The sequence below is a fragment of the Paenibacillus sp. UNC451MF genome (assembly GCF_000686845.1).
Lineage (GTDB): Bacteria > Bacillota > Bacilli > Paenibacillales > NBRC-103111 > Paenibacillus_S.
In genome coordinates, this window is the sequence record NZ_KK366026.1 from 44779 (window position 1) to 71776 (window position 26998).

General features: G+C 47.5%; 25 protein-coding genes. 7 read left to right on the plus strand and 18 right to left on the minus strand.

Going from position 1 to position 26998, the window contains the following annotated elements; genetic code table 11:
- Positions 1-71: 71 nt before the first annotated feature.
- Both BP97_RS0133925 and BP97_RS0133930 read left to right on the plus strand, forming a co-directional pair.
- The gene (locus tag BP97_RS0133925; protein WP_028553053.1) at positions 72-542 is read left to right on the plus strand and encodes a DinB family protein; all 471 of its coding nucleotides are present in this window, start codon (positions 72-74) and stop codon (positions 540-542) included.
- A gap of 108 nt (positions 543-650) precedes the next feature.
- Positions 651-833: a hypothetical protein gene (locus BP97_RS0133930; RefSeq protein WP_028553054.1), complete on the plus strand. Its 183-nt coding sequence runs from the start codon at positions 651-653 to the stop codon at positions 831-833.
- 199 nt (positions 834-1032) lie between these two features.
- Here the strand turns inward: BP97_RS0133930 and BP97_RS0133935 are convergent, their stop codons facing one another.
- From BP97_RS0133935 to BP97_RS0133955, 5 genes are all read right to left on the minus strand, one after another.
- Positions 1033-2259 (minus strand): Ger(x)C family spore germination protein, encoded by a 1227-nt coding sequence (locus BP97_RS0133935; protein WP_036747087.1) that lies wholly within the window; start codon positions 2257-2259, stop codon positions 1033-1035.
- Positions 2252-3358, minus strand: coding sequence for a GerAB/ArcD/ProY family transporter (locus BP97_RS0133940; protein ID WP_028553056.1), 1107 nt, complete (start codon positions 3356-3358; stop codon positions 2252-2254). The genes BP97_RS0133935 and BP97_RS0133940 overlap by 8 nt, the downstream gene beginning before the upstream one ends.
- Before the next feature lie 24 nt (positions 3359-3382).
- Entirely contained in the window at positions 3383-4876 is a 1494-nt protein-coding gene (locus tag BP97_RS38430; protein ID WP_051621209.1) for a spore germination protein, read from the minus strand.
- Positions 4877-5039: 163 nt separating this feature from the next.
- Positions 5040-6824 carry a methyl-accepting chemotaxis protein gene (locus tag BP97_RS39330; protein WP_051621211.1) on the minus strand — a complete coding sequence of 595 codons (1785 nt, stop codon included), beginning with the start codon at positions 6822-6824 and terminating at the stop codon, positions 5040-5042.
- A gap of 273 nt (positions 6825-7097) precedes the next feature.
- Complete coding sequence (locus BP97_RS0133955; RefSeq protein ID WP_028553057.1) at positions 7098-7547, minus strand: GreA/GreB family elongation factor; 450 nt, start codon at positions 7545-7547, stop codon at positions 7098-7100.
- A 255-nt stretch (positions 7548-7802) separates the two neighbouring features.
- Between BP97_RS0133955 and hprK the strand changes: the two genes are divergently transcribed.
- Complete coding sequence (gene hprK / locus BP97_RS0133960) at positions 7803-8714, plus strand: HPr(Ser) kinase/phosphatase (RefSeq protein ID WP_036747089.1); 912 nt, start codon at positions 7803-7805, stop codon at positions 8712-8714.
- A 17-nt stretch (positions 8715-8731) separates the two neighbouring features.
- Here the strand turns inward: hprK and BP97_RS38440 are convergent, their stop codons facing one another.
- Positions 8732-9625 (minus strand): alpha/beta fold hydrolase, encoded by an 894-nt coding sequence (locus tag BP97_RS38440; RefSeq protein ID WP_051621215.1) that lies wholly within the window; start codon positions 9623-9625, stop codon positions 8732-8734.
- Positions 9626-9723: 98 nt separating this feature from the next.
- Entirely contained in the window at positions 9724-10221 is a 498-nt protein-coding gene (locus BP97_RS0133970; RefSeq protein WP_036747090.1) for an LURP-one-related/scramblase family protein, read from the minus strand.
- A gap of 231 nt (positions 10222-10452) precedes the next feature.
- Between BP97_RS0133970 and BP97_RS38445 the strand changes: the two genes are divergently transcribed.
- Positions 10453-11316 carry a helix-turn-helix transcriptional regulator gene (locus BP97_RS38445; RefSeq protein WP_051621217.1) on the plus strand — a complete coding sequence of 288 codons (864 nt, stop codon included), beginning with the start codon at positions 10453-10455 and terminating at the stop codon, positions 11314-11316.
- A gap of 98 nt (positions 11317-11414) precedes the next feature.
- On the plus strand, positions 11415-12290 hold the full coding sequence (locus BP97_RS0133980) for a phytanoyl-CoA dioxygenase family protein (protein WP_028553060.1): 876 nt from the start codon (positions 11415-11417) through the stop codon (positions 12288-12290).
- Between the two features lie 113 nt (positions 12291-12403).
- Here the strand turns inward: BP97_RS0133980 and BP97_RS0133985 are convergent, their stop codons facing one another.
- From BP97_RS0133985 to BP97_RS0134010, 6 genes are all read right to left on the minus strand, one after another.
- Positions 12404-13393: an acrylyl-CoA reductase family protein gene (locus BP97_RS0133985; RefSeq protein WP_028553061.1), complete on the minus strand. Its 990-nt coding sequence runs from the start codon at positions 13391-13393 to the stop codon at positions 12404-12406.
- A gap of 95 nt (positions 13394-13488) precedes the next feature.
- The gene (locus BP97_RS0133990) at positions 13489-13968 is read right to left on the minus strand and encodes a NanQ anomerase/TabA/YiaL family protein (RefSeq protein ID WP_028553062.1); all 480 of its coding nucleotides are present in this window, start codon (positions 13966-13968) and stop codon (positions 13489-13491) included.
- 164 nt (positions 13969-14132) lie between these two features.
- The gene (locus tag BP97_RS0133995; RefSeq protein WP_028553063.1) at positions 14133-15113 is read right to left on the minus strand and encodes a hypothetical protein; all 981 of its coding nucleotides are present in this window, start codon (positions 15111-15113) and stop codon (positions 14133-14135) included.
- Complete coding sequence (locus BP97_RS0134000; RefSeq protein ID WP_028553064.1) at positions 15092-15685, minus strand: sigma-70 family RNA polymerase sigma factor; 594 nt, start codon at positions 15683-15685, stop codon at positions 15092-15094. The genes BP97_RS0133995 and BP97_RS0134000 overlap by 22 nt, the downstream gene beginning before the upstream one ends.
- 168 nt (positions 15686-15853) lie before the next feature.
- Positions 15854-17992, minus strand: a complete 2139-nt coding sequence (locus BP97_RS39335) for a stalk domain-containing protein (protein ID WP_028553065.1) — start codon at positions 17990-17992, stop codon at positions 15854-15856.
- A gap of 192 nt (positions 17993-18184) precedes the next feature.
- Positions 18185-20143, minus strand: a complete 1959-nt coding sequence (locus tag BP97_RS0134010; protein WP_028553066.1) for a glycoside hydrolase family 127 protein — start codon at positions 20141-20143, stop codon at positions 18185-18187.
- Between the two features lie 133 nt (positions 20144-20276).
- Here BP97_RS0134010 and BP97_RS38455 point away from each other — a divergent pair, with 133 nt between their 5' ends.
- Together BP97_RS38455 and BP97_RS0134020 are read left to right on the plus strand one after the other, a co-directional pair.
- Positions 20277-21185: a helix-turn-helix transcriptional regulator gene (locus tag BP97_RS38455; protein ID WP_051621220.1), complete on the plus strand. Its 909-nt coding sequence runs from the start codon at positions 20277-20279 to the stop codon at positions 21183-21185.
- Between the two features lie 171 nt (positions 21186-21356).
- Positions 21357-21770, plus strand: coding sequence for a universal stress protein (locus BP97_RS0134020; protein WP_028553067.1), 414 nt, complete (start codon positions 21357-21359; stop codon positions 21768-21770).
- 67 nt (positions 21771-21837) lie between these two features.
- On the opposite strand, the gene BP97_RS0134025 is transcribed toward BP97_RS0134020, so the two are convergent.
- From BP97_RS0134025 to BP97_RS0134045, 5 genes are read right to left on the minus strand one after another with little or no spacing between them, the layout of a single operon-like run.
- On the minus strand, positions 21838-22443 hold the full coding sequence (locus BP97_RS0134025; RefSeq protein ID WP_028553068.1) for an ABC transporter ATP-binding protein: 606 nt from the start codon (positions 22441-22443) through the stop codon (positions 21838-21840).
- The gene (locus BP97_RS0134030) at positions 22433-23356 is read right to left on the minus strand and encodes an ABC transporter ATP-binding protein (RefSeq protein WP_028553069.1); all 924 of its coding nucleotides are present in this window, start codon (positions 23354-23356) and stop codon (positions 22433-22435) included. Before BP97_RS0134030 ends, BP97_RS0134025 begins: the two co-directional genes overlap by 11 nt.
- Positions 23357-23400: 44 nt before the next feature.
- Entirely contained in the window at positions 23401-24189 is a 789-nt protein-coding gene (locus BP97_RS0134035) for an ABC transporter permease (protein ID WP_231506560.1), read from the minus strand.
- 44 nt (positions 24190-24233) lie between these two features.
- Positions 24234-25223, minus strand: a complete 990-nt coding sequence (locus BP97_RS0134040) for an ABC transporter permease (protein ID WP_028553071.1) — start codon at positions 25221-25223, stop codon at positions 24234-24236.
- Positions 25224-25244: 21 nt separating this feature from the next.
- A complete protein-coding gene (locus tag BP97_RS0134045; RefSeq protein WP_051621253.1) occupies positions 25245-26786 on the minus strand; it encodes an ABC transporter substrate-binding protein in 1542 nt (513 codons plus the stop codon).
- Positions 26787-26998 lie beyond the last annotated feature (212 nt).

A 26998-nucleotide genomic window follows, 5' to 3' on the forward strand; every position in this document is an offset into this window, starting at 1 on the left:
GGTTATGGCAGTTCTTTTCAAGCTAGGATAGGGCTGTGAGAACCACCAATACCCTTTAGGAGGAATGTTCAATGTCACAAGCAATCATTAAAAATGGTGTAACGGTTCGTCAATTGGTTCTGGGCTCCGTCGAGGCGATTCCAGAGGAATGGTACGATAAACAGCCCCATGGATTTAACCATACGATTAGATGGAACATTGGGCATATGCTAACCATGATGAATTGGTTTCTTGCGAATCAAGCGGCATTCGAATATAAGCTCCCTGAGCAGTACCTTTCCTTATTTATAAGCGGGACGAAACCGGATGACTGGTCTGACACGCCGCCGACGAAGGAAGAATTGCTGTGCCACCTATCCGGACAATGCGAAGCACTGGCAAAGATACCTGTGGAATTGCTAGAACAGCAGCTGGAACATCCTTTCGAAATGGGGCCCTTAAGTTTTATGAGCATAGCGGAATTACTTAATTTTGCCGTGGCTCATGAAGCCGTGCATCTCGGAATGATCTCCGGCTTGGTCAAAGTCATCAAGGTGAGCTAGTTTAGCTGCCATCCCTGTGAGCTAATCTTTTCAAAAGGATGCATTCTTTCCCAACTATCCGTCCATACTAACTGAGGTTTTCAATTTTAAGGTAGGAGGTACACAGGAATGCCCACTAGTAGAGGACATCAAGGCGCTCACGGGATTGGACAGGTGGAGGAACAGTTGAACGAACAAGCTCAAGCCGCTGCCGAGATTCAAGGCGAAAGCGAGCTGGATCAAGCTGTTTCAGCACAAGCTAACCAGCAAGAAACCGAGCTTGACGAAATCATCCCGTCGGAGCAAGACTAATATAAGTACAGCAAAAAACAGATACCCATAGAGCGGTATCTGTTTTTTGCTGTATTTTATGGCCTTTTCCAGGGCGGGTCCCCATACTTATGAATCAAATCCGAGACCGTATAGAAGCAAATCGGAATCACGACCGTAAAAATAGTACAAACAATAACCATTCCGGAAGGTAGTCGCCTTACAATCATTTCCCACATATTTATCGGCTCCTTTCCGACTTCAATATACTGCCACTCCTTTGGACCTCAGTATCAACTGTAACCTCAATTTTAGCTTTAGAGAACAGCTTCTTCCCTTCCTCCCAATCATCTTTAATTTTCTTCCATGTTGGGTAATGCTCCTGATATAAGAAAAGCTCTAAATCAAAGACATCTCGGACATATTCCTTCTGTAGCTTGTGAATGACATGATCCGTTATTCGTTTAACCTCTTTTGATATCCCTTCCTCCAGCTTCGTTATGGTTTCTTCCTTCGTCAGATCCAGCTGCTCCAAGCTCTGATCAATAGTTCCTTTTGTCTTAATGTGAATATGGAATACTAAGCGCTCCGGATTACTGACATCTACCCGTGTGCTTCTTTTCTCCCAATTAATTTCATAACCGATTAACTGTTGATCTACCTCGGCATTCACAACCCCGCCCTTAATATTTTCTTTGATGAAATTGATACCTGCTGTATCTTTGCCTCCGATAATACCAATCAGATTGTTGGTTTGGCCATCAAATAAGGCGCTTCCTACTATCGATATATCCTGCATATCCTTCGTCGCTGATATGACTTGAATCAAATAACTTTCACGCTTCAGCAATTTCTCATGAACCTCACCCAGCCTGGATTCGGCCAGCATCCGCGAGCTTTTCCTTGTGTTTTCCGCTGCCGATGAGATGAATTTGACAGGTAGTTTCTCATTAGGCGGATTCACTTCCAACACTTGCTTCGCATCTCCTTTCACTACCAAGACTTTGAGAGATCTTCTCATTTCACTATCCCTCAAAAAATAATCGATCACATCTGCGAAAGCCCCTTGCTTTCTGGCAACCTCCTCCGAAATGAGGACAACTTGAAGATGCTCGAAAAAAGGAGCACGGCTCGTTTTGGTCGATAATTTCGCTGCTATCGAGGTTAATGTATCTCCTTCAAGCGTCATGTTGAAAAACGCTTTTGACCCGCCGCCAGCTACACCGCTAGTGCTCCCGCCTTGCTTCAAGCCTGAGGGAATAACCAATTGATAAGTGACGACAAATTTCCCCCTTTTCTTCTTATTGTTAGAATCCCCTTCACTGCCTTTCTCAGGGACCTCCTTTATCGCATCGATAGCAAGACCGATAACAAATCCTCTCTCGTCAATTTCTATGCGATCCCAACACCCCGTTGTGAGAAAAGAAATAATAATGATAACGACCATTGCACCTATTCTGTTAGCCATTTTCTGTAACCCCACGGACTTTCGCTACAATTAGAAGCATAGTAGGCACAACAGCCGCAAACAAAACTCCCGAGTAGCTTATTATATTGCCGAGCATGGCAAACTCCACTTGATCCTTAGGAAACATGCCGAGCAAATAAACCAATGGACTAAGAATCAAAATACATGTTCGTTTGGACATTTTTTTAAACACCGAGGTTAAACAAATGCGTGAAACGTCCATAGCCATGCTTGTCGTATTAAAGATGGTCATCATCCAAATGACAAAGAAAACGGATTCGAATCTTTCGAAAAATTCACCGGGAATTTCTATTTCTTTAGCTATTTCAATAGCAGGAAACATAATATTCACTGTCCCGGCGTGCGAGAAAATACCTATCCCGAAGATGAAAATAATCAGGTAAAAAATAACGGGAATAGCAATCCCGTATACCATAGCTTTTGTCGTTTCTTTCGGACGTCTCATTAAACTGATATAGAACAGCACGATCTCGAAGCCTAGCATCGAGTACATCGCTTGTTCCGATCCTTTCAATATTCCTAACGGCGGTGTTATAAAGAAGGGTTTTAAGTTACTGAATTCAAAAATTCCAATGCTGAGAGCCAGCATTAATAACGCAATCGAAAGAACGAGTGGCAAGAACATGACATTCAACCGAATCAATCCTACACTAGAACCCGAAACCGCATAGATGATAACAAGAAGGAAGGACAGCGCAACAAACTCAATAGGCGTTCGATCAAATAAGTACTGTTTGGAAATACTGGCAATCGCCCTCATTTCATAAGCGCAGAACAGAAAAAAATAGATGCTTTGCAGAAAGGTCAGAACATAAGCCACTGGCTTAGAAGCAATGATGCTGGTATATTCGAAAAACGATTTTTGATTGAAGCGGCTACCCAGCTTAGATACGATAATGCCAAAAAGCAAGGTCACCGCTCCGGCTAAAAGGATGGAAATCCATCCGTCCGAGGAACTCGTTTCATGAGCCACAAGTCTCGGCAGGGTCAACACTCCTACTCCGATCAACATGGAGGCTACCGTCATGATCATTTCTTTTTGTCCGATTTCATCATCTGCATATTTGAAAACACTCATGAACGTTTCCCCTCTCCATTACGATTATGTGCGCTTCTTGTCCTGGGTCTCCAACATTTCAAGGCGATTGTCCAATTGCGTTACAGGCACACGCATCAACACCTGCTTCCAATCCTTAATGAACATCGGTGCTACAGGTGTGGAATAAGGCAAACCGAAGCTTTTCAGGTTCACAATATGAATAGATATTATGATGTAGGCTAGAACAATCCCGTATATTCCAAATATACCTGCCGCAAGCATAACCGCAAAACGAATCATCCTCAGCGAGATGGCGAAGCTGTAAGTCGGCAGTGTAAAAGATGAAATCGCGGTTATCGCAACGACAATGACCATGATCGGACTAACGATACCGGCCGAAACAGCAGCTTCTCCGATGACAAGGCCACCGACAATTCCAATGGTTTGCCCAATCGGCTTGGGCAGACGTATCCCAGCTTCCCGCAGAAGCTCGAGCGTTCCCTCCATCATGAAAGCTTCGACGACAGCCGGGAACGGAACGCCTTCCCGTGCACCGGCAATTGAAAAAGCCAGTTTCGATGGCAGCATTCCATGATGAAATTCGGTCAAGGCGATGTACAAGGCAGGCAAAAAAGTAGTCATAAAAGCCGCTGCAATCCGCAGAAAACGGATTAGACTGGATATCATCCAATTCTGATACAGATCCTCCGGCGAATGAAAGGAGGATACGAAACTAATTGGCATGATCAACTGGAAAGGCGTACCATCGACCAATACAGCCACTCTGCCCTGTAGTAATGCAGTGGATACTTTGTCCGGTCTTTCCGTATTTAAAATTTGAGGGAACGGAGACATGAAGTTGTCCATAATCCATTGCTCAATAAAGCCTGATCCATCCGTATCATCCCGTTTGATGGATACTAATCTTCTTTTGACCTCATCGACAAGCTTGGGATTTACAATGCCTTCGATATAAGCAACAATAACTTCTTTGGGAATGCGCTCACCAATTTTATAGGTATCGAATCTTAAATTCGGATCGGGCAATCTTCGCCGAATCAACGACGTCGTCGTACAAATATCTTCGGTAAAACCGTCTCTCGGGCCTCGAATAAGGGCTTCAGTCTGCGGCTCCTCTATTCCCCGGCTTTTCCATCCCTTCGTTCCGATGACCAAAGCCTTACTGCTGCCATGAATTAAAAGTACCGTGTCTCCAGAGAGAACGGCACTCAGAACCTCATTCATCATAAATACTTCAACCATAGCATGCATTGGAAGCAATTCCGATCGCATAAAGGAGACGAACTCGTCCCCCTTAACAGGAATGATTTTGTTCGATTCTCCCAGGTCGATCAGCATGCTTTTTAATATCTGCTCGCTAATTAAGTCTCTGTTGACTAATCCATCGATGCACACGATTGCACAGGAATGACTCCCGCCAACCTTAAATTCTTTAATAATGAGGTCGCTGGGAAAGCCCAATATATTTTCGATATGATTTATATTGACGTTGAGATCTACAGACAGCTTGGTTGCGTTCTTCTCTGGATTCGTCATGTTGCACACCGCCTTATCATGCTGAAATCCCATTAATTACTATTGCCTGAAATAGCAGCGGTTATCCAATAGATGGCTGAACTGCGGTTTCAGAGGTTGAAATAAAACAGCCCGTCATACTGCATCTGCTGCAGCATGACGGGCTGTTTTCTCTTTTTACCAGTTATGCGGTTTTAAACTGGGACAGAAGCTGTTGAAGCTCACCAGCCATGTTGGACAATGACTGCGCTGAGGTTTGCACCTCTTCCGTCGTATGAAGCTGGCCTTGAGCGGAGGCAGATACGTTTTGCGACGAAGAAGCGGTTTCTTTGGCAATGTACGCCACTTGCTGGACAGCAGCCGTAATTTGTTGCGCCCCGGCTGAAATTTCCTCGGAAGTTGCAGCCATCTCCTGAATTTGTGAAGCGATGTGTGAAGTCGATACCAGAATATGATTGAAGTTTTGCTCGGTTTCTTTGACCAGCTCGATCCCCATCTGCACTTCGTCCTTCACTTTTCCCATCGACTGACCGGATTCGCGAATGCTTGATTGAATCTCGTGGAGCAGCTTCGCGATTTCGTCGGAGGAGCTGCCGGACTGCTCGGCAAGCTTGCGCACTTCTGCTGCAACGACAGCAAACCCGCGTCCCTGCTCGCCTGCACGTGCAGCCTCAATAGCAGCATTCAGCGCCAACAGATTGGTCTGTGCTGCAATCTCTTGAATCGCCTGCAAGATGCTGCCTATTTGTTGCGATTTATTTTCAAGCATATCTATGACCTGATCGGTATGATGAACTGAAGTATGGATGGACTGCATTTGATTCACTGTATTTTGAACAAACGCTTCTCCGCTTTCCGCCTGCTGCTTCGTCCATTCTACCGATTCAGCAATAGAAGATGCACTTTCTGCCATACGGCTGATCCCTTCGCCCACTTCCTCCATGGAACGGGAAGTCTCTTCCATCGTTAACGTTTGCTGATCCGCACCGGTTGCTACTTCCTTAACCGTTGCAGCAATTTCCGCCGATGCATGCTGCATTTCACCCGAGCTCGACTTCAGCTGTTCTGCTGACACCGTGACGAGCTGAGCATGCTCATTGATGGTTTCGATCATTTGTCTCATACTGTCGGTCATTTGTACGAAAGCAATACTAAGCTCTCCAATTTCATCTTTCCGGCTTAGAGCAACGGCTCTTTCCGATAAGTCTCCTTCTGAAATCCGCTTAGCCGCGCTGCTCATCTCTTTAAGCGGTTTGGACACATTTTGAGCCATAATGAAGGAGACGGATAAGCCTGCCAAAACAGCTAAAATACTAAGAACAATAACCCAAGTTACACCGGACCTATTGGAAGCTTCCAGCTCTGACGCCCATTCATCTGCGTGAGTTTGAATGTTGCGAGTAAGCACATCGATAATCATGCTGCAACCGCTTATGAATTCATCTGCCTGCTGTATCAGTCTCATCCCGTCAGGACCATGCTGTTGGGCAGCACTTAGAATCGTGGGAAATAGATTCTCGTACGATTCCCATTGTTTTGCAAATAACTTTTGAAGCGTAATATCTTTATCGGTAATAGCAATCTTCTCCAACTGCTTCGCTTTGGATTGAATTTCTACGAACAGTGCCTTCGCTCTATCCGGCTGTGTAACGACCTCATCCGTTATCCCCATGCTGGACATGTCGCCTGAGTTTTTCTCTGGCATATTAAGCTGAATACGAAGAATCAGATCATCTAATTCTTTAATATCGTGGTTCAAATTACCCAGTAAAACAACGCTAGGAAGCCCGGTTTGCGTCATTTGCTTTGACTTCTGACCCATTGTGTTCATTTTAGTCAATGAGGTTGCACTTAGAGCTGATAAAAGCAGTAGCACAACCAAAAAACTGAAGAATAGCTTTTTGTACAACGATAACTGCGACAGTTTCATAATTATGTCTCGCATGGCCCGTAAAAGTTTCTCTTTCATTCCGTTTTCCTCCGATTCTGTCTGTTTTGCAGGGTCTTTTTCTATTTTTTGAAAGCGTTTTTTCCTTTCATTGGCATTTCATCCCCACTTTTATTTCGACAGGATAGGTACAATACTTTATAGGTTTTGTCGAAATTTATTGGTTTTTTCGAAAAAATGTTGCTATTTTTCGAAACAAATAGGTACTTTGGCCTAAAACTCAATTAAAAAAGCCCTTTCAGCCAATAGGATTCGACTGAAGGGCTTTTCTGCTCAACGTATGATTGTAAGATGCTATATTCTATGTTTATCGTAAGGCTCTCCCATATTGACATACTTCACCTGGCGCACTTGTACGTTCGAGCAGCCGATCGGGGTTTCGATAGCTCTGCTCTCGTCTTGAGCCGCCAGCAGCAGTTGAAAGCCGAATGGAGCCAAAAAAGATATTTGATTGCGATCCGGATCAGCTTGATGCGGAAATACGATCGTATAGCAATCTTCGAAGCCTTCGTCCAACGTTTGGATTCGACTGCCTATAAGCGCAACGGAATGAAGAGTATCTTCCTCGAAATTAGCGATAATATTCTCTAAAGTCCGGGTGTAATCCTCGACGAATTGCTCCCCTTTTTTCTTCGTACGCTCATTAGCAAAGTAATTATCCAAAATATGGAATCTTTCTTCATCAAAGTAAACGAGCTGATGAATCAGCTGCAGTCGGGCGGATTGGAGTAAACTATGGTTCAAAATAAGGATCACCTCCGCTGCGAACAATTTCGCCTTCCGTAAAATAGCCGTATAACGCTTTCATTTTAAATAACCTCCTTTGTAAAAATAAGACCTCTCCGAGTAAAGAGGCCTTGACGCTATATTACCAGATTCAGGCTTGTATGCCCAACCCCATCCATCGAAATAGCAACAAAAGCATCTGATCCGAAGGGAAACGGCCGTTCCGTGTAGAATGATTATAAGCATAAAAAAATGAACAAGAGGAGAACAACGATGACGAAATCTGTAACTGTACAGGATCTGGTGAACCGCTTCTCCTTGGAAGTGCTTGCCGGCGAGAAAGAGCTGCATCGACCGATTGAAAAACCTAAAACCCACCGCCCCGGACTGGAGTTTGTTGGGTACTTTGAATTTTTTCAACAAGCCCGTGTACAGGTTCTGGGAAGCAAGGAAATTACTTATTTGCATACGCTGAGCGAAGAAGAACGGAATGAAAGAATCGGCAACATTGTGAAATACCATCCCCCCTGCTTCGTCGTTACCCGAAATCAGGAAGGGCTCAAATATTTAATGAAATATTGTGAGGAAGAAGGCATTCCTCTGCTGAGGACCCATGAGCCAACACCTAAATTTATAGAATTGGTAGACGGCTTTTTAACCAAAGCATTAGCGCAAGAGATCACGATCCATGGTGTTATCGTCAACGTATCGGGAATAGGAATCCTGCTGCGAGGGAAATCCGGTGTCGGCAAAAGCGAGACCGCCCATACATTGATTCGCCGAGGCCATAGGCTGGTAGCTGACGATATTGTTGTGCTGAAAAAAATCAGTCCGGAAACGCTGATCGGAACTCATAACGGAAAAAGCAAAGAGTTCCTGGCTCTGCGCAGCATCGGACTGATTAATGTATCGCGTCTGTACGGACGGAGAGCGTTTCAGGATGAAACGCGCATTGTGCTAGATATCGAGTTGACGCAATGGAAGGATAATGCGTTAAATAATGAATTGGAGCTGGAGCACACCTTCACGGATTATATGGATGTGCGTATTCCTCATATCGAAATCCAGCTCCAACCAGGAAGAGATGTGGCAGGACTGATCGAGGCGGCTGCGAACAATTGGTATCTTCGCCAGCAGGGCTACAGTGCGGTGGAAGAATTCATGAAACGGCTGGAAGAGAACTAACCTTACATTTCATTGCGCTAAGACTGCGGATGAACCGTCTCTGCTTCAGGAGGCGGTTCCCGATGCAGCCAGTCCTTCAAGGGAAATATTTCTTCCACAGGCGGTTCTTCCCCCACAACTTTAGACGCCGATAGTGGCGTCAATGCCGGATCAGCCATCCATAAGCGGATCAGCTCACCCATTTCACGTGGGTTCTTGGTTGGAATTTGATGCTGTGCACCAGCAATCAAATGATACGTACAGTGAGGCACATGCCTCTGAATCAGACGGGCATAACGGTGGAAGCCCGTATCCTTCTCCCCATAAATAAGAAGTACCGGTTTATGAATACGATGAAGCTTATGTGTGCAGTTGTAACCATAGCTGCAGTCAAAGTATTGCCGCATACTGCGGATCTGCCCCTGCACCGCTCCAGAGTACAGCTTTTTGAATGTAGACATCATATCGGCATTGCCCATAGCTATCGCAGCGGACAATAGCCTTTTGCTTGACAGCTTGCACAGCTGCCTCGCCGTCCATATTCGGCTCTTGTTGTACCAGTCGCTCAACTCGGACATGGTGCTGATCAGGACTCCCCCAAGAAAACGCTCCGGATAGGCAAGCATAGCTTCCAAGGCTACAGCTCCCCCAGTCGAATAGCCGCATATCACTGCTTGGGGTATATTCAGTGCGTTAAGCAGCTGCCATATATCGTCAGCTATGAGCTCATAGGTTACTTTTTCTTCTGAGTAGCCACTTTTCCCATGCCCGCGAACATCGAACGTAATGACCTGAAACGTGTCCGAAAGCTGCTGTCGCTGATAGGCAAACACTTCTCCTGTCAGCAGCGGTGGGTGGATGAATACAATCGGCACCCCGCTTCCGGTCTTTTCATAGAACAAACTAACCCCGTTACTATCTACCATCGGCATGTTGTTCACCTCATTACGGTTTCCATTTTTACCCGATAGTTTCTCCGCATTTGCCCAATCAATACATCATTTACATGTATAGAGTCTGCACTGTCTTCTTAAGTGGCCGCCGAATTATTTTGTCTTTTTTGAATAGCGTGCACACCCATAACGACTAAAATAAGCTCTTCAATCGGAAGGGCGGAGTAATTGGATAATGCGAAGGCTCCTGAGGCAAAAAATCCATCGGTTCTTCTGAATTCCGCGGCTACTTCTCCACCCATCGAACGTACCGTATATTCCCGTGAAAATGCCGGCGATTCAATTTCGAATGATCCTTGACGGCTCTCGTACCAATACCGTTTGGAGAAGAAGGACACTTTTGCCTTGAGCACGCCGATCTCCTCGCCATATCGGTCGAACACCAACCAAGCATTGGAAAAAAACCGGAATTTGCCGCTGTTAGATATGTTTCCTTGATTATCGAGTAAATGAATGCCTGCTGTGAACATACTTTGCAGATCAAGCTCTCCGATTTTGCCATTGTACTCGTCCACGATATCCGTGAACCCCGTTGAAAAAAAACGATCCGAGAAATAGACCGTATTGGTCTCCATATGCACGACCTCCTCTGTCTTCTTTCCATCTTTTTTCCAAAAACACTTCTCTTCTTATTACGACTTCAAGAGGAGAAATGTTTCGTTCAATCCTATCTATTCCATATAAAACCATTTTCCATCTTCGATACCTGGTTGGTTCGTGCTATTCTATTATTAAATCCGCAAAACTCAAGCCTATGCTTGCGAAGATAGTTTTGCCTTCGGCAAAACTCTTAGGACGGTGAACCCATGTATCCACCAATCGACTCCCTATTAACCGCGCAGTTTCAACGCAGCCACAATACAGGAAAGGCACGCTGCGAGCCGAGCTGGCATTGGAAGCCGCAGCAGCCATTACATGACTATGATTTATGGTACGCCATGTCCGGTACGGGAAAGATGACGATCAACGGGAAGACTTATCCCATAGAAAAAGGAACCTGCTTCCTTATCCGTCCCGGAGATCATCCTGAGGCGATTCAAGATCCTGATGATAGGCTGACGGTCATTTTCATTCATTTTTCAATCATAGATCCGCTTAACGGTCAGCCCATACAGCCTTCAAGCATGCCGGAGCGCCATACGGTGGTGGGGGATACCTTGCTGCTCGAAATGCTGCTGAATCGGCAGCTGCAAATGATCCATACTCAGGAACCCTGGCAGGAAACTGAATTCGACTTGATGATGAAGCAAACCATGCTCCATCTGCATCGCTGGCAGAAGACGGATGACTCTCTATCCACAGGTAAGCATAAGCAGCTGATTGCCCGTGTCATCAGCTATATCCGTGAGAATCCCGGGAGGCGCGCCTCCCACCAGGACATAGCCGATCAAGTTCAACTGTCTCCAGAATATTTGAGCATCCTTTTCAAGAAATATACAGGTACCTCCATTAAAGAATACATCACTGACGTTCGTTTGGAGCGAGCCATGCACCTGCTGATGGAGACACCCATGAACGTATCTCAAGTTGCAGAAGCTTTGGGCTACGCTAACGTTTACTTGTTCAGCAAGCAGTTCAAGGAGCGTTATGGAACGCCGCCCTCCCTCTGCAAATGGAAATCAGAGCCTTCCCAAGCGCACGCGCGACTGGAACCAAATCCAAATGAATGAATATCGGTTTAAGTATAAAAAATTACGCCTTGCCCCCATTCAACGATCCCCCTTGCTCCGCTAAGATGAAATTATCAACATCCTAAGGAGGAATTAAGGTGAGCCAATCGTCCACAAAGCGCACATTGCATTCTTACGACAGTCAGGATGAGAAGAAATTAGCCCAGCAGGTTGCCGAGACGTTATACCGTTATGATGCCATAGCGGCTGACCGTATCCCAACCTTGAGTGATTTAACCGAGCAGCATGTCAAACAGTTTTGGGAACGCGGTTACCTAGTCGTCGACCAGGTATTGAGCCCTCAGGAAATTAACACTTCCTTGGAAGCCGTCATGGACGTTCTGTTCGGACGCTCCGTAGGAACGAAGATTCAATTCGTGAAGCCTCGGTCCGAGCTCCATTCCGAAGAAGAAATCGAGCTGGCTGCCCGCAAGCTGTACGACTATGTAGATCACGAACCTAGGCTTAGGGACATTGCCTATCAGCCCGGCATTATGAAAGCCATGGAGGCTTTATTCGGTGAAGCGCCCAAAGTAGCCCAGGATCAGGCGATTCTGAAACCGCCTTCAGGAGGCGTCGAAAAACCATGGCATCAAGACATGGCCTACGGCAATTTAGCTTACGATCAATCCGTTATTGGTATTTGGCTCGCATTAGACCCGGCTGAATTGGATAATGGCTGCATGCATGTAATCCCCTACTCTCACAGACAGGGAGCTGTTCCGCACTATGCAGTGCGCGATTGGCAGCTGTGCGATGTGAGCGTCCAAGTCGAGCAGGACGTCGCCGTACCATTAGAGCCAGGCGGAGCCCTCATCTTCTCAGGCTTGCTGCATCACGGGACACCACCGAATTTTTCCGATAAAAGACGCCGTTCACTCCAGCTCCATTACGCTCCCGAATCGGCTAAAAAATTGTCGCCGCAGGAGTACAAACGGATGTTTACGAATGAAATGACCGGCGCAGAGTGCTGACGAAATCGAAGCTTATGTATCGAGATCGATTCCCTTTCTACCAAACGAAAAATGCCGCAGACTCCTTTATTGAGAGAATGCGGCATTTTCTATGAAAGCCTAATAGACTGGGCTTACAGTTCGACAATAACTCTTCCCTTGATCCGTCCATGCATGATTTCCTCCGCATAATGCGGTGCTTCGTCAAGACGGATGCGTTGTGCTATCCGGCTCAGATGGCCTGTTGGCAGCAGGTCGTCAGCCGTTCTCTTCCACAGCTCGTAACGGCGTTCCGCCGGATACTGTACCGAATCAATTCCGAGCAGGTTAACGCTACGGAGAATGAAGGGATGCACCGAGGTTGGGATCGCCCCACCACCGGTGAGACCGCTCACCGCTACGGATCCTCCGTAGCGGATAGAAGCGAGCACATACGCTAGCGAGCGTCCGCCGACCGGATCGACCGCTGCCGCCCAGCGCTGCTTCTCGAGCGGCCTGATGGTCTCCGGGCTCAGCTCGCTGCGCTCGACGATCTCCTGCGCACCGAGCGAGCGCAGATAGTCGTGCTCCGCAGCTTTGCCCGTGCTGGCCGCGACATGATAGCCGCGGGCCGCGAGCAGCGCCACGGCGAAGCTGCCGACGCCGCCCGTTGCGCCGGTAACCAGCACGGGGCCTTGCCCCGGCTGCAGCCCGTTATGCTCTAGGCGGTCGATGGACATCGCCGCCGTTAAGCCCGCCGTACCGATAGCCATCGCATCGTGCGGCTCCAGACCTGAAGGCAGCGGAACGACCCAGTCCGCTGGAACTCTCGCCATTTGGCTCAAGCCCCCGAAATGCGATACTCCAAGATCGAACCCCGTGACGAGCACCGCTTGTCCCGAGTGAAAACGAGCATCGGTCGAAGAAACGACCGTCCCTGCCAAATCGATGCCTGGAACATGAGGATAGGTACGGACAATGCTGCTGTTAGGGAGGCAAGCAAGCCCATCCTTATAATTAATACCAGAGAAGCTTACCCGGATGAGCACCTCTCCTTCCGGCAAGTCATCCATCGTTAATTCCCTTACACCGATCTCAAAGCGCTCCCCTTGTTTATCAACAACCAAAGCCTGGAACGTGCTCATCTTCACTTGCTCCCTTCATTCATTTGATTCGATCTCATCCATAGGGTGCATCCATAATATGACTGCCACTACCTGACCCTCAGCTTGCGACTGATCTATTTTAACCCTAACAAGCTTTTATGTATTTTGATAACGACCTTTCTAATGGGCTGGTCCTGAGACACGCTGCAGCACGGCCGATGAATATCGCCCGGAAAAAACACAGCAAAGGAGCCTGGACGAAGCACCAAGGAGCTTTCAGCTCCGACCTTCTCATAGAAAGCGATATCCCTCGTATCGAATGACTCTTCCGAAATCACCGCTTCATCCGACAATGGAGCGACGCGAATCATTTCTTCCCCCGACAACAGGAACTGAATATCAGTATGTGTACGATGCGACTCCGGACGCTGCTGTTCCCAATCCTTCGTGGCCGCTTCTTGCAGCAGAGCGAACATGAGGTCTCCTTCAATCTCACATTTCCCAAGAGGCAGTGTGCTGAAATCCGTGCTGCGAATGTATTCTATCCCTCTGTTAACCGCTTCGGGATATACCGCTTTTTCTTTTTCCCAGTTCGTCAAATCGCTAAAAATCATCTGCTGCACTACCTTTCCTTATAATAGAATGAAACTGACTATTTCTCCCTCCAGTATACTCCTTAACAGATCAAAAGAAAAAGCCGATTGGCACACGGGCTGTCGATTACTCCAAAAAGCCCGCACTCCATTCTGGACTGCGGACTTTTACTATCAGGCTATTTTTACTTGAGGCTATTGGCCACTGCCAGCAGCTCATCTTTCGTTACGTTGGCCGATGACGTCATGACGTGGTATAGTATGGTTCTTCCATCCACCGAATCCATCCAGCTCACATCGCGGGCCGCGCCATTATCGGTGAATATGGACTGTGGATTTACCGTATAATATCCTTCTTTGCCGGCTACAGAAACCTTCTCTCCCGTTGTCTTATCTCCTGTAGTAAGCTTCAGATCCATATGCTCTTCTGATGCAGGCAACAGCTGATATCGAACCTCGATTTCATCATTATGGGTATTTGCATAAATTAACCCAGGGCTATAAAACCCGTCTGCGCTGATTGAAGGAGCTTCTGCTTTTTGCCATACGATCGTTTGCTTCGTTTCTTTGGCCTGCTGCTTTAATTTTTTTTCATATTTTGCATAGCTTTCAGCATCTAGCATTCCGACCAGCGGCTGCAATTCTCCTCTAACATAGTAAAATCCTTGCGGCAGTACTGTAGGAGTTTTAAGCTGTGTACCCGCTTGCTCCACCTGCTGCTTCCAATGCTGAATGTCTGTGTAGGCGGCCGGGTGGACTAGCATCGTCACGGCAGGAAGCTTCCGCTGCTCTAATGGCTGTACGTAGACAACTGCGGCTTCCCCAGGAGACAGCTGGCTTCTGACCTCCCGGAAGGTGCCTCTGATTTGCTCGTTCAAACTATCCGGCAGCTGCACGGCTGCATTCTTGGACACTTCAAGTTGAACCTTATTCGTTTGCATGGTGTAGAGCAAATTCGAAGCATAGGCAACACCCGAGAACAGTAAGATGCATGCCGCAATAAGCGCAATCCGTGCTCTTTTGCTGTCCCTTAAGAATGTTCTTCGCTGTTTCTTCGCCGCATAGGCGTTGAATACACGTTCCACTCGACCGTCGAGCTCACGGGGAAAAGTCATTTGCCCCGCATATTGCTGGAGCTCGGATTTCAGTTGATTTTGGATGGACATGTGGAAAAGCCTCCTTCATCATCTGTTATTGGATTGGTTGATTGCTGGCGCAGCTTGTTAAGTGCCGTATGATGCCGTGACTTCACCGTTCCTACCGGAATGCCCAGCAGCTCGGCTATCTCCTCGAAAGAGTACTCATGATAATACCGCAGAACAATAACGCATCGGTGCTTGTAGTTTAGTCCTTGGACTAGTTGGATCAGCTCACTGCGATGCTCATTACGCAAATAGAGCGATTCGGCATCCACACTCGGTTCATGGAGCTCCATACGAACACTGCGTTCGTGAAGTCTAAACCTACGCCACAGTTTACGATTCCAATTATGAACCTGGCGAATCGTTAATCCCGTTAACCATGAACGAAACGGTTTGTTAAAGTCATACTTGGACAGTGACTTGCACAGCTCCATATACACTTCATTCACGACATCGTTCACGTCCTGCTTGTTATTCACCAACAGGCTTACCGTTCGGAACACCTCCTCCTTGCTTTGGTCATAAACAATCCGAAACGCTTCCTTGCTGCCCTCTGTCATCTGGCGTATCGATTCATGCAATGCTTGCTCTGTCATAGGCGGCCGGCCCCCTAATCTTTATTTCACTCTATATTGGTCCTGCGCCCGAAAAAGGTTCATTTCACCGCTGCCCTCTCTTAAGCCTCAAAAAAAGCCGAACCAGCTTCAGGATAGATCCTTTGCTGACTCGACTTTCGATGGAAGTATTCCCTCGACTGTGGTCTATTACTGCTCTAACGGCCATAGACGCTCATTGGATATTTTAGCGAGTTCCTTCTCGTTCAATGCCGTTACAAATACTTGCTGATCTATTGCAACAACCGCAAACTGATACCCGCTGCCTGCTATCTTGGTATTGATCTTTTTCAATATGCCTACATCGATAAAGTCGTTCATGTATTGGGGATATAAGATCACTTTATCTCCGTTCAAGATAAATTGCAGCTTCACAGGACCTTCTTCGGTATTCCACGTTTCCACAATGTCAGTTGGGTTAAAGGCACCTCTGGAGATCTGGGCCCATTGCTTCAGTACTTTGACATAGACATCATTCCCTTTTCCGACATCAGCCTCCGTATCCTCCATCCAAACCCTGCTTTTGTCCAGCTGCAATATAAACTGATCGGCAAATAGCTGGTAGTAGGTATTGTCCTGATACGGATCAAATTCTTTATCGGCCGCAAAGTCCATAGGATAGTTGTCCAAGAAAGTCTTCTCCACTTCGCTCACGTTCATCGATTGAAAAAAGCCCATCTCTTTGTAATAAGCAAAGGTTTCATGTATTCTTTCCGCTGCGCTCTTCCCCTTGAATTTCTCTGCTACCTGTTCTTCCAGGGTGGGAATCTCCCGGAACGTTTTGGCGATGTCTAGTAATTCTGTGGAGGATTCGTCGAAGTCTTTTGCATTGGAAGTCAACAAAAACTTATATAAACTTTTTTCTCCTTTAATGATAATCATCTTTGCTCCGAACTGATAAGGTCCGCTTTCATAGGAGAAAGATCCATAAACCGCGTCAAGCCCATTAGCAGAGAATCTCTCCGCTTTGGACAACGGTTTATAATTGGTCTTGCTTAAATAAGCATTCAGATATTCTGTTAAATCAATAATATGTTCGGGTGCAACATGATCCTCCAAAAATATGAATCCCTTACCCTCATTCGAAATTGCACTGACATCAACCGACAGCCCCGTATCCATGTGCATCCACTTATGGCTAGCCTTAAAGCTCCAAGTGTTGTCTCTAGATTTAAACTCTTGTAAATCGCTGTAGATACTTATCGTCATAGTCTCTTCTTCCCAAGAGACTTCGTAATGCAAGGCCTCGCTAATAAAACGCACAGGTACGAACGTATTCCCGTTTACCACCTTGGGTGCGGACGGCAGCGTTTGTTGAACTCCGTTAACTACAACCGTCAGATCGTTAACTTTAAGTGTTATTTGAAGATCCTGCTTCTTACCTGTGACTACCTGATTCCGCTCGTCCCATTCGATCTGAAGTCCAAGTGCCTCAAATAATGGACGGAATTGTACCAAAGTGCTACCGTCCTCAACATACGGCGCGTCATTGAAGTTTACTTTTTTCCCGTCCAATATAACGGTAATTTCGTTTGGAACTGTACTCATAGATGGCATTTCGTTGATCGATATCCCTTTTTTTATAAGTTCATCAATAACTGGCTTTCCCTCGTCCCATAGCGGGTTATCTTTGATATAAAGCGTTTTTAATTTTGGGATAGATAAAAGCGGGTGAATATCCTGAACTTTATTTTTATTGAGAAATATTGTTTCTAATGTTGGATGTTCTTTTAAAGGATCAATATCAGTAATTCGATTCTTCTCTAAACTAACCCATCTTAAAGGCAAATGGACCAGTGCTGTTATGTCTTGAATTTCATTATCACCTATCAATAGATCAGTAATTTTATAATTTTGGGATAGACAGTCAATTGATTTTATTTTGTTGTTGAATATCACTAATTGCTGCAACTGATACAAATTAGCAAGGGGACAAATATTCTCTATCTGATTGCTGTATAAACCAAGTCTGGTGATGCCGGTTAAATGTTCTAGTGGAGAAAGATCCTTAATTTCCTGATCTGGAGCGTACAATGCCTCAAGGTTTGTCGCATATTCCAGTCCCTTTAAACTTCTTATTTTCCCTTCCCCACGCGGATACAAGGAAGTAAGTTCAAGTAGGTGCTCTTCGGTCAGTTCCTCATCCGTCTCAAACTTCAATTGTTGTTTAATAGCCTCCTCCAACACCGGATCTTCGATCAGCTTTCCTTCGGCATAAGCATCTCTTAATGGAATCAATAAGAGAAACAACATGCCCACAATCAATGTAAACCATGCCCACCTTTTCATTGTGCGACTTCCCCTTTTTCTTTGTTGTCATGTAGACCTTCCCCTATGTTTAAAATTGGAAAATAGTCCGCTAGACTTATTCCACAAGGAGATGTATTTTCCTTTTTTCGACAGCATTTTCATCTTGTTACCAACATAAAAAGCCATCTCCCTGCCATAGCGGCAGCAAAGACAGCTTCTTTCGTAATAACCTTATTTCTCTCGAATCCACACCGTCATTTCACCTTGTTTCCGGTTTCCCCATAAAAAGTATGGGATAGCTTGCAAGCGGTGGGGGACCGTACGTTGAATCACAGGACGGTATAATTCTTCTTCGTTCCATGCACTTTCATCTTCACGTAAAGCAGCCGCCTCTACAACCACAATACCTCCCAGCAAATCGGCATCGAACCGCTCGGTTAGATCGGCTTCCGCACCAAATGTGATAGCTGTCAGAAGCTCACCGTTATCTTCTTCCTCTAGACAATACACGAGAGGCCCGCGTTGGATAGCTGCTTTGCCTGCGTTTGCCCGCAGCTTTGGATTCGATCGAACTCGCTGTGCGGTCATAGGCAGTTCCAGCTCCACGACATCTCCTGCCTGCCACAATCTGCTGATATAAGCATATCCATCTACAACAAGGGGTTCAACCGTTATTGGTTCTCCGTTCACTTTCAGTTCAGCCTCGCGGCACCATCCGGGAATGCGTAGCGCTAATGCGAAATCCGCTGCTTCTGCTGGAGTCACCGCCAACCGAATCCGGCCTTCCCAAGGATAGTCGGAAGCTTGCTTTAACTGCACTCGCGTGCCCGCAACCTCTAAATGAGCTTCGCTTCCAATATACAAATGCGTATAGATGGTATTATCGCTGCAAGTGTAGATGTATCCACCAAGCGAAGCCAATAACCGCGCCACGTTAGGTGGGCAGCAGGAGCAACCAAACCAAGGCTGTCTAACCGTCTTCACGTGCTTGCAGGAAGGATTGTGGGCACTCGCCTTCGGCCATACTTCCAACGGATTTACGTAGAAGTAATGTTTACCGTCTAACGCCATGCTTCCTGCTACGTTATTATAGAGTGCCCGCTCCAATACATCGGCATATTGTCCATTGGCTTCCAGCTGGAGCATACGATTGGCAAAAAAGATCAGCCCTATCGACGCACAGGTTTCCGCATAGACCGTATCATTAGGAAGGTCGTAGTCGAAGGTAAATGCTTCCCCATGTGCCGTTGAGCCGATACCGCCAGTAATGTACATTTGCTTGGAAACGGTATTATTCCACAACCTCCGGCAGGCCTCTAACAGCGAAGCATCTCCGATATGACCTGCCAAATCAGCCATTCCTGTATACATATAGACAGCACGTACCGAATGCCCGACGGCCTCCATTTGTTCCCTGACAGGTGCATGACTTTGGTGGTAGGCCGTATTCGGAGGAGGCACTTTCCCAGGTCTCCAGTGGGTAGTCTCTCCTCTTGTTTTCCATTCCTGTGTGAAGAAATGAGGCTGCTGACCCCTTTCGTCTATAAAGTAACGGCTGAGCTGCAAATAGTTATCGTTTCCCGTTGCCTGATACAGCTTAACGAGAGCAAGCTCGATTTCCTGGTGACCGTCATAGCCGCGTATTTGCCCAGATTCTCTGCCGAACACCGTACCGATGTAATCGGCAAAACGGCACATCACCTCAAGGAACTGACGTTTCCCCGTAGCCTCGTAGTAAGCTACAGCTGCCTCCATTAGATGCCCTGCAACATACAACTCATGGCAATCGGTTAAGTTCGTCCATCGCTTATCCGGCTCTTTTATCGTGAAGTATGTATTGAAATAGCCGTCATCGTGCTGTGCTTCTTCAATTAAGCCGATAACCCGGTCCACTATGGCCTCCAGCTCTGCATCCAGATGATTCGCCAGTGAATAAGCCACCGCCTCCAGCCATTTGGCTAAATCGCTATCTTGAAACACAAAGCCGCCGAACGATCCCGTCTTCTTGCCTGCGGCGATCAGAAGGTTGCTCATGGCATGGCTCGGCTCAGCTCCGGGAATCTGGTCGTTCAGAGCCTCCCATTGATACGGAATGACAACCTCACGGACGAGCTTGATGTAGGGAGACCAGAATGGATCGTCAATCCGAACCTTGTTCAAAGGCACTTGACTGCTTGTAAAAAGCGACATCACGTCACACCCTTAACTGAGAAATATAAATACAATTTCAACCTTCCGTTTTATCATCATATCTTATAAAATAAATGAAAAATACGAATAGTTTCACCCTATATTTATACTATTTGAACCTGAGGTGCAGAGGATGGAGCCCCTTTTTATCCATTTTCAGGCAGTGCCACTGCCTTATTTCATCGAATGCGGCAAAAGTGCGTATTCCCAAGGACAGCAGCACCCGGACAGAGCCAATCTAGGCATGTTCGATCTCTTGCTCGTTCGTAGGGGAACTCTTTATATCGGAGAGGATGACCGACGGTGGAAGCTGTCCGCGGGAGAAATGCTCATCCTTCTTCCTGATCGCTACCATTATGCCTCGGCTCCTTGTCATGAGGAAACTATGTTTTACTGGCTTCATTTTCGTATAGCCTCACCATGGAGGGAAGTGGCAGGACAATCCGAGCTCAACCTGAAGGACACTACAATTTCCAAGGGCTGGATGCACCCGGAGCAGCACATGATATCCATCCCCAAGCATTGGGCGATGCCTGCTCCTCAGCAAAGTTATGACCAATTCGACAAGCTGCTGGGGCTGTTTGCTGGGCTTCGGTCCAATACATTTTGGGAGCAGCAACAGATATTTGCAGAGCTTCTTCGTACGGCTGTCGATGGCCAGCATCCAGGAAACCTCGACCCTTCACGGGTTGTCGCGGAAAGAGCTGAAGCTTATTTGAAACAGCATTATCACTCCGATGTAACGAATGCCATGCTTGCAGATGCGCTTCACTTTCATCCGAATTACATCGCTCGCTGCATGAAGGAAGTGTATCAATGCACGCCTTTGGAATATTTGCAGCACTACCGCCTTGAGCAGGCTAAATTGCTTCTGCTGAAAACGGATCTTCCCGTCTCGGAAATTTCCGATAGTGTAGGCTTTCATTACTCCGCTTACTTCACTCGATGCTTTACGCAGAGCATCGGCTTGACACCGCGACAATACCGCAAACAGTTTCAGCCGACAGCGACAAGCGCTGCTGCTTTTACAAGCCATTCGTAGCTCACAGACACACGATCCTGTTAAGTAAAGATTGTTTCTCAAAAGCGATCCAAGTGCTGCCTATCGTTCCTCTAATTGACACATATAGTCAGATTTTTTCGACAATTTATGCTATGGACATGGTATAATGAAGACGTAGAAAGAAACGAAATAATCACGGAGGTGGTTATCATGCTATTTTCCAAAATTCTTGTCGCATATGACGGTTCCAACTTATCTAAAAAAGCGCTGGCTAAAGCAATCGAGATTGTACAGCAGGAAGCTGCTCAAGCGCCTCAACTCCACGTCATTCACGGCGTACAGGACGTATCCTATGCCATGGGAACAACCATTGCCATTGACCCGAAAATCAGCGAAGGCGTTATCCAAGAAGCAAGAGATCTCATGCCTTCAACAGTAGACGCAAGCTACGTTATCCAGAACGGATCTCCAGCCAACTCCATTTTGGACTATGCCGATGAAAACGGTGTGGACTTAATCATTATGGGCAGCCGGGGACTTGGAGCGATCCGTGAGTTCTTCCTTGGCAGCGTTAGTCACAACGTGGTACAGAACTCCAAAGTGCCTGTGCTTATTGTGAAGTAAGCGGATTATATTCCTGTGGAAACGAACAACAGCACTACACCATCGATTGGTGTAGTGCTGTTCTCATTTACCGCCACTCAGCGGTATCCACGACTCGGCTGCAAATGCGATCGATCAGCTTCCTTTCATGGCTGACGACCAATATGCCAATATCCCGCCTACTTGCCTCAGCCAGAACGGCATGCCAGATTTGTGCCTGCGTAATCGCATCAAGCATGGCCGTCATCTCGTCGGCAATAAGAAAGCGTGTACCGGTCCCAAGCGCACGTGCAACGCAGAAGCGCTGCAGCTCGCCACCGGATAGCTCATTTGGCCAGCGGCTGAGCCAATCCGGCTCAATGCCTAATGAGGAAAGAAGCCCTTTGTCCGGCTCTCCACCTTCTTGCAGCATCCGTCTCATCGTCCAGCGCGGATTGACCGCTTTCTCCGGGTGCTGGAATACGAGCTGCACTGGGTGAAAGCCCGATGCAGGCAGCGGTTTGCCGCCCAGCTTGACAGAGCCCTCCTGCGGCTTCTCAAAACCTGCAAGAATGCGGCCCAAGGAGGTTTTTCCGCAGCCGCTTGGCCCCACAAGCCCGACAACCTCGCCCGGATTTATCGCTATATCGACGCTGCGAAATAACCACGGCCCTTTATCGTATCGGAAACCAATCTGTTGAGCCTCAAGAAGCATGAATGCACCTCACCATCCCGCCGCGCAGCTCGCGTTCTGCCGGCATAGCCTCGCTGCATTCCGGTGTAGCCAAGGCGCATCGCGGAGCGAACAAGCAACCCGGTGGCAGCGCATTCGGATGAGGCTGAAAGCCTGGTATAGGCGCGAAATCATTTTGCGGCAGAGCCCGCCATAATGCCTTGCTGTAAGGATGGCGAAGCGCATCCCCCGAAGATCTGAAATCCTCGGCACGAGACACTTCAACCGTCGTGCCTGCATAGAAGACGGCAACCCTATCCGCAATGGCTAACGCCGATTCGATGTCATGCGTAATCAGCATGACCCCGGCACCGTTGTCCGCAAGCTCCCTGAAGCGACCCAGCGCTTCCTGTACGACAGCAGGGTCCAACCCAGGCGTCGGCTCATCGGCAATAATCAGCTTCGCTCCGCTAATCGTGGCAGTAGAAACCAGGACACGCCGTGCCATCCCTCCGGACAGCTGAAACGGATATTTCTTGTCCGTATCAGGAGCAAGCCGATACCGCTCGAATACTTCTTTCAGCTTGGCCTTAGAATCCCCTTCCCTTACAGAAGCCTTCACCTGCTCTCCTACCCGCATAAGAGGATCAAGAAACGTTACCGATTGCGGGACCAGGGCGATTTCTTTCCCCCTCAATGCTGCCATTCGTTTAGCATCGAGCTCCTGTCCGTCATACTGAATCTTTCCGGTCATCTTGGCGTTCGACGGCAATATACCTAGAATCGCATGCGCAAGCAAGCTTTTGCCCGAACCGCTAGAACCGACTACAGCGACAATTTCTCCAGAATGGATTGCCAGATGCAGATCATGAATGACTTGCGTAGTATTCTGCTTCAAGCCACCAGTATATTGTGTAAACGATATGGAAAGGTCCCGCACATCCAAAATAGGCATCTTTCCTTCAGCTCCTTTACTATCTGTCTAATAACTTGCTGCAGCTATTCATGCGCTTTATGCGGGTCAAAGATCTGACGTAAATTTTCACCCAGCACATCGAACGCTCGTACGATCAGCAGTAAGCATAGGCCAGGGAAGAATGCCAGCCACCACATCCCCGTCGATAAGTAGCGCATCGATTCGGACAAAATAACGCCTATAGCAGGCTGGTGCGGGGATAACCCCATGCCGATAAACGTTACGGCCGCTTCATGCAGAATCGCATGAGGGAACAGCAGCACAACACCTACCACGAACTGTGGGGCTAAGTGGGGAAGCAAGTGCCTCGTGGCAATCCACCAGCGCGTTTTACCCAAATGGCCGGATATTTGAACGAACTCGGCTGATCTAAGCTGCATGACTTCGGCGCGGATCACACGGGATAAGCTGGGCCAGTGGGTAAATGCGATCCCGATAATAATCCCTTTGGCTCCCCCGCCCATGACAAAAGCCAGAAGAATGAGCGTAACCAAGTGGGGTACACTAAGAAACAAATCGATTAGCCAGCTGATGAACCGATCGATCGTTTTGCCCATCGTAGCCGCAGCGAGTCCCAGCGTCATGGCAATGACCACGCTGGCTGAAGCCGCGGTTAAGCCGACCCCAATGCTAAGTACGAGACCTTTCATGGTACGTGTGAACATATCCCTTCCCAACCAGTCCGTACCGAACAGATGGCTCCACGACGGAGCCAAATTACGAATTTCAAGATGCGTTTGTATTCTATCGCTGCTCAAGAGGAAGCCTGTAAGTACTACAGAAATCAATAGTACTGAAGCTAAAGCAGTCATAGTTAGCGTGCGCTTCCTTCGGTTTATTTTCCCAATGCCCATTTCTATGATGACCGCCCTTCTCTGAACCGCGGATCTACGATTCGATAGATAAGATCGGCCAGCAAATTACCCGAGAACACGAATACAGCACTGAACAGCACAAGCCCCATCAAGAGCGGTACATCCCCACGCAGACCCGCTTCCACCGTAGCTTGTCCAAGTCCCGGATATGAGAATACTTGCTCTGCAAGCACCGCGCCTCCGAACAGCTCGCTAAACGATGCGAACTGCAGCGTTACCGCAGGTAAGGCGATATTACGCATTCCATGTCTCCAAAACAGCTGAAATCCTTGCTCTCCCCGCGCTCTTGCGAATAATACATAATCGCTTGCCAATACGCTCACCAGCTTCTCTCTTGTATGCATGGCAATTGTAGAAATCCCGATCACGCTCAGCGTCAATGCCGGCAGGATCATGTGCTGAACCCGATCACTCCATGTTACTTCTTGTGCAAGCACCCCAGCAGGTACGCCCATTCCTACAGGAAACCATCCAAGCCATACTGCGAAAACAATCAACAGCAGCAGCCCCATCCAGAAGGTTGGAGTGGAGGCCAATGTATAGCAATACCATTTGATGGCTTTATCTATCCAACGGCCCTTATTCATCGCCGCAACGACACCCGCAGCAAAGCCTATAAGTCCAGACAGCAACCATGCTGTGCTCATCAAAGCGATAGAGCTCATAAATCGTTCACCGATCACCTCCGTAACCGGACGGCGAAAGATCATCGATGTGCCCATATCTCCTTGTATCACCGAGGCTGCCCATTTCATGTAACGCTCCAGCGGCGGCTTGTCCAACCCCCAATGTGCGGTGATCAGCTCACGCTGCTCAGGCGATACCTTCATCATATCGGAGCCAATGTAAGCTTGAACCGGGTCTATGGGAGACTGGCTGACAAGCAGGAAAGACACCGCGCTGATCGCAATCAATAAGAGACAAAGCCTTACGGCCTTCAGCCCCAGAAACTTTATCAAGCTTCCGCCCATGCTAAACGCCCCCGCTTCCTTCTATTTCAGCCATTTCCATTCTTCAATATTATCGGTTACCGGCCAGCCGTGGCCATGAGGATGAATACGCTGCTTGCCAATATCCAGGTTGTCTTTGACCAAATACAAATGGTCGATGTTCACTAACCATGCCCATGGAGCGTCGCCTTTGGCGCTCAAGCCTGTTGTGCCGTCCCACTGTGCTTTTTTCCAAAATTCCATGGCATCCTTCGTATTCGTCGCACGCAGCGCTTTGTTCATATAACCATCGACTGTCGGATTGCTATAAAACCCTGGATTATAATACTCGACACCACCGTATTTGCTGCTGTACACATTGTACATCTCCATAGGATCATTGCTGCCCCAACCGAGCATGATCGCACTGGAATGCATCAGCTTCTTGATTTCATCCCAGCTCTTGCCGTCCACCTTGATGTTAATGCCGATCGACTTCATCATATCCGCTACCGTAATCGCAAGCGATTGACGCGTCACATCATCGGATGGATAGAGTAAAGAAAACTCCGCTTTCAGCGATCCTTTTTCCAAAATGCCATCGCCGTTCGTATCCTTCCAACCCGCATCTGCCAACAGTTTCTTTGCAGCTTCCGGATCTGCGTCCGGTACGACAGATTCAGGATTGTACCAAGGCAGACCGTCGTTTACGGTAAAGGCCGGGGTCCCGTGCCCCTCCAAAACCCCTTTAACCAATGCTTTGCGATCAATCGCTGTATTGATGGCTTTACGAATAGCTATATCTGCAGTGACGTCATTGCCGATAGGCACGCCGTCCTTCGTCTTCCCGCCGGACTTCACATAAGGGAACACAATTCCCCGGTTATCAACCGAATGGACGGTTTCAAGACGCATGCCCGGCACCTGCTGCTTGCTGAACGCAGCCGGAATGTAAGATACATCGACCTTGCCTGCCTTAGCAGCAGCAAAAGCAGCATCTTCACTCAGGAACAGGAACGTCAGCTTTTTAAAGTAAGGCTTCATGCCGTAATAATCTGGATTCGCCTCTACTATTAGCTGTTGACCTTTATCCCACTGGATAAGCTTATACGGTCCGCTTCCCATCGGCTTTTGCGAATAATCTTTTCCGTGAGCGTGTTTAGGCACTATTCCAGTTGCCAGCATCATCTGAATAAAAGTCGATTGCGGCTCCTTCAATGTGAATTTCACTGTCGAATCGTTCAGGGCCTCCACGCTCTTCATATTACTCAAATCAATGGCAGAACCGCTCTTTGCTGCCGTTTCGTACGTATATTGAATGTCTGCCGCCGTGAGCGGCTTCCCGTCCGTAAATTTCGCATCCTTACGGATATTTACCGTCCAGACCGTCCCGTCGGTGCTCAACTCGTAGCCCGTTGCGAGATCGTTCACAATGCTCATTTTGTCATCGTATTTAAACAAAGTACTCTGAAACAGCGGCGAACCGTAGCGTCCCCATCCTGTTGTGGGATCAAAGCCCGCCTCAGGCTCGGAGCCTACGGCGACGACTAATTCATCCTTCGCTTTCGTCGCGCTTTCCTTTGGAGCTTGAGTGCACCCGGTCATGACAACAAATAGAACGAGTACAAGTAACAAAGTAAAAAATCGAACAGCTTGTCCTCTCAACACTTCTCTCTCCCCTTTTTCTATCCAGTCTACCATGAAACATTATCCAGTAACACGAATCTACAAAATTGTAGCACAATAACATACAACCGTCATCCCTTCTCTTAAAACTTTTGTCAAAAAGTCATAAAATGTTCTGTTCTTCTTTTTTC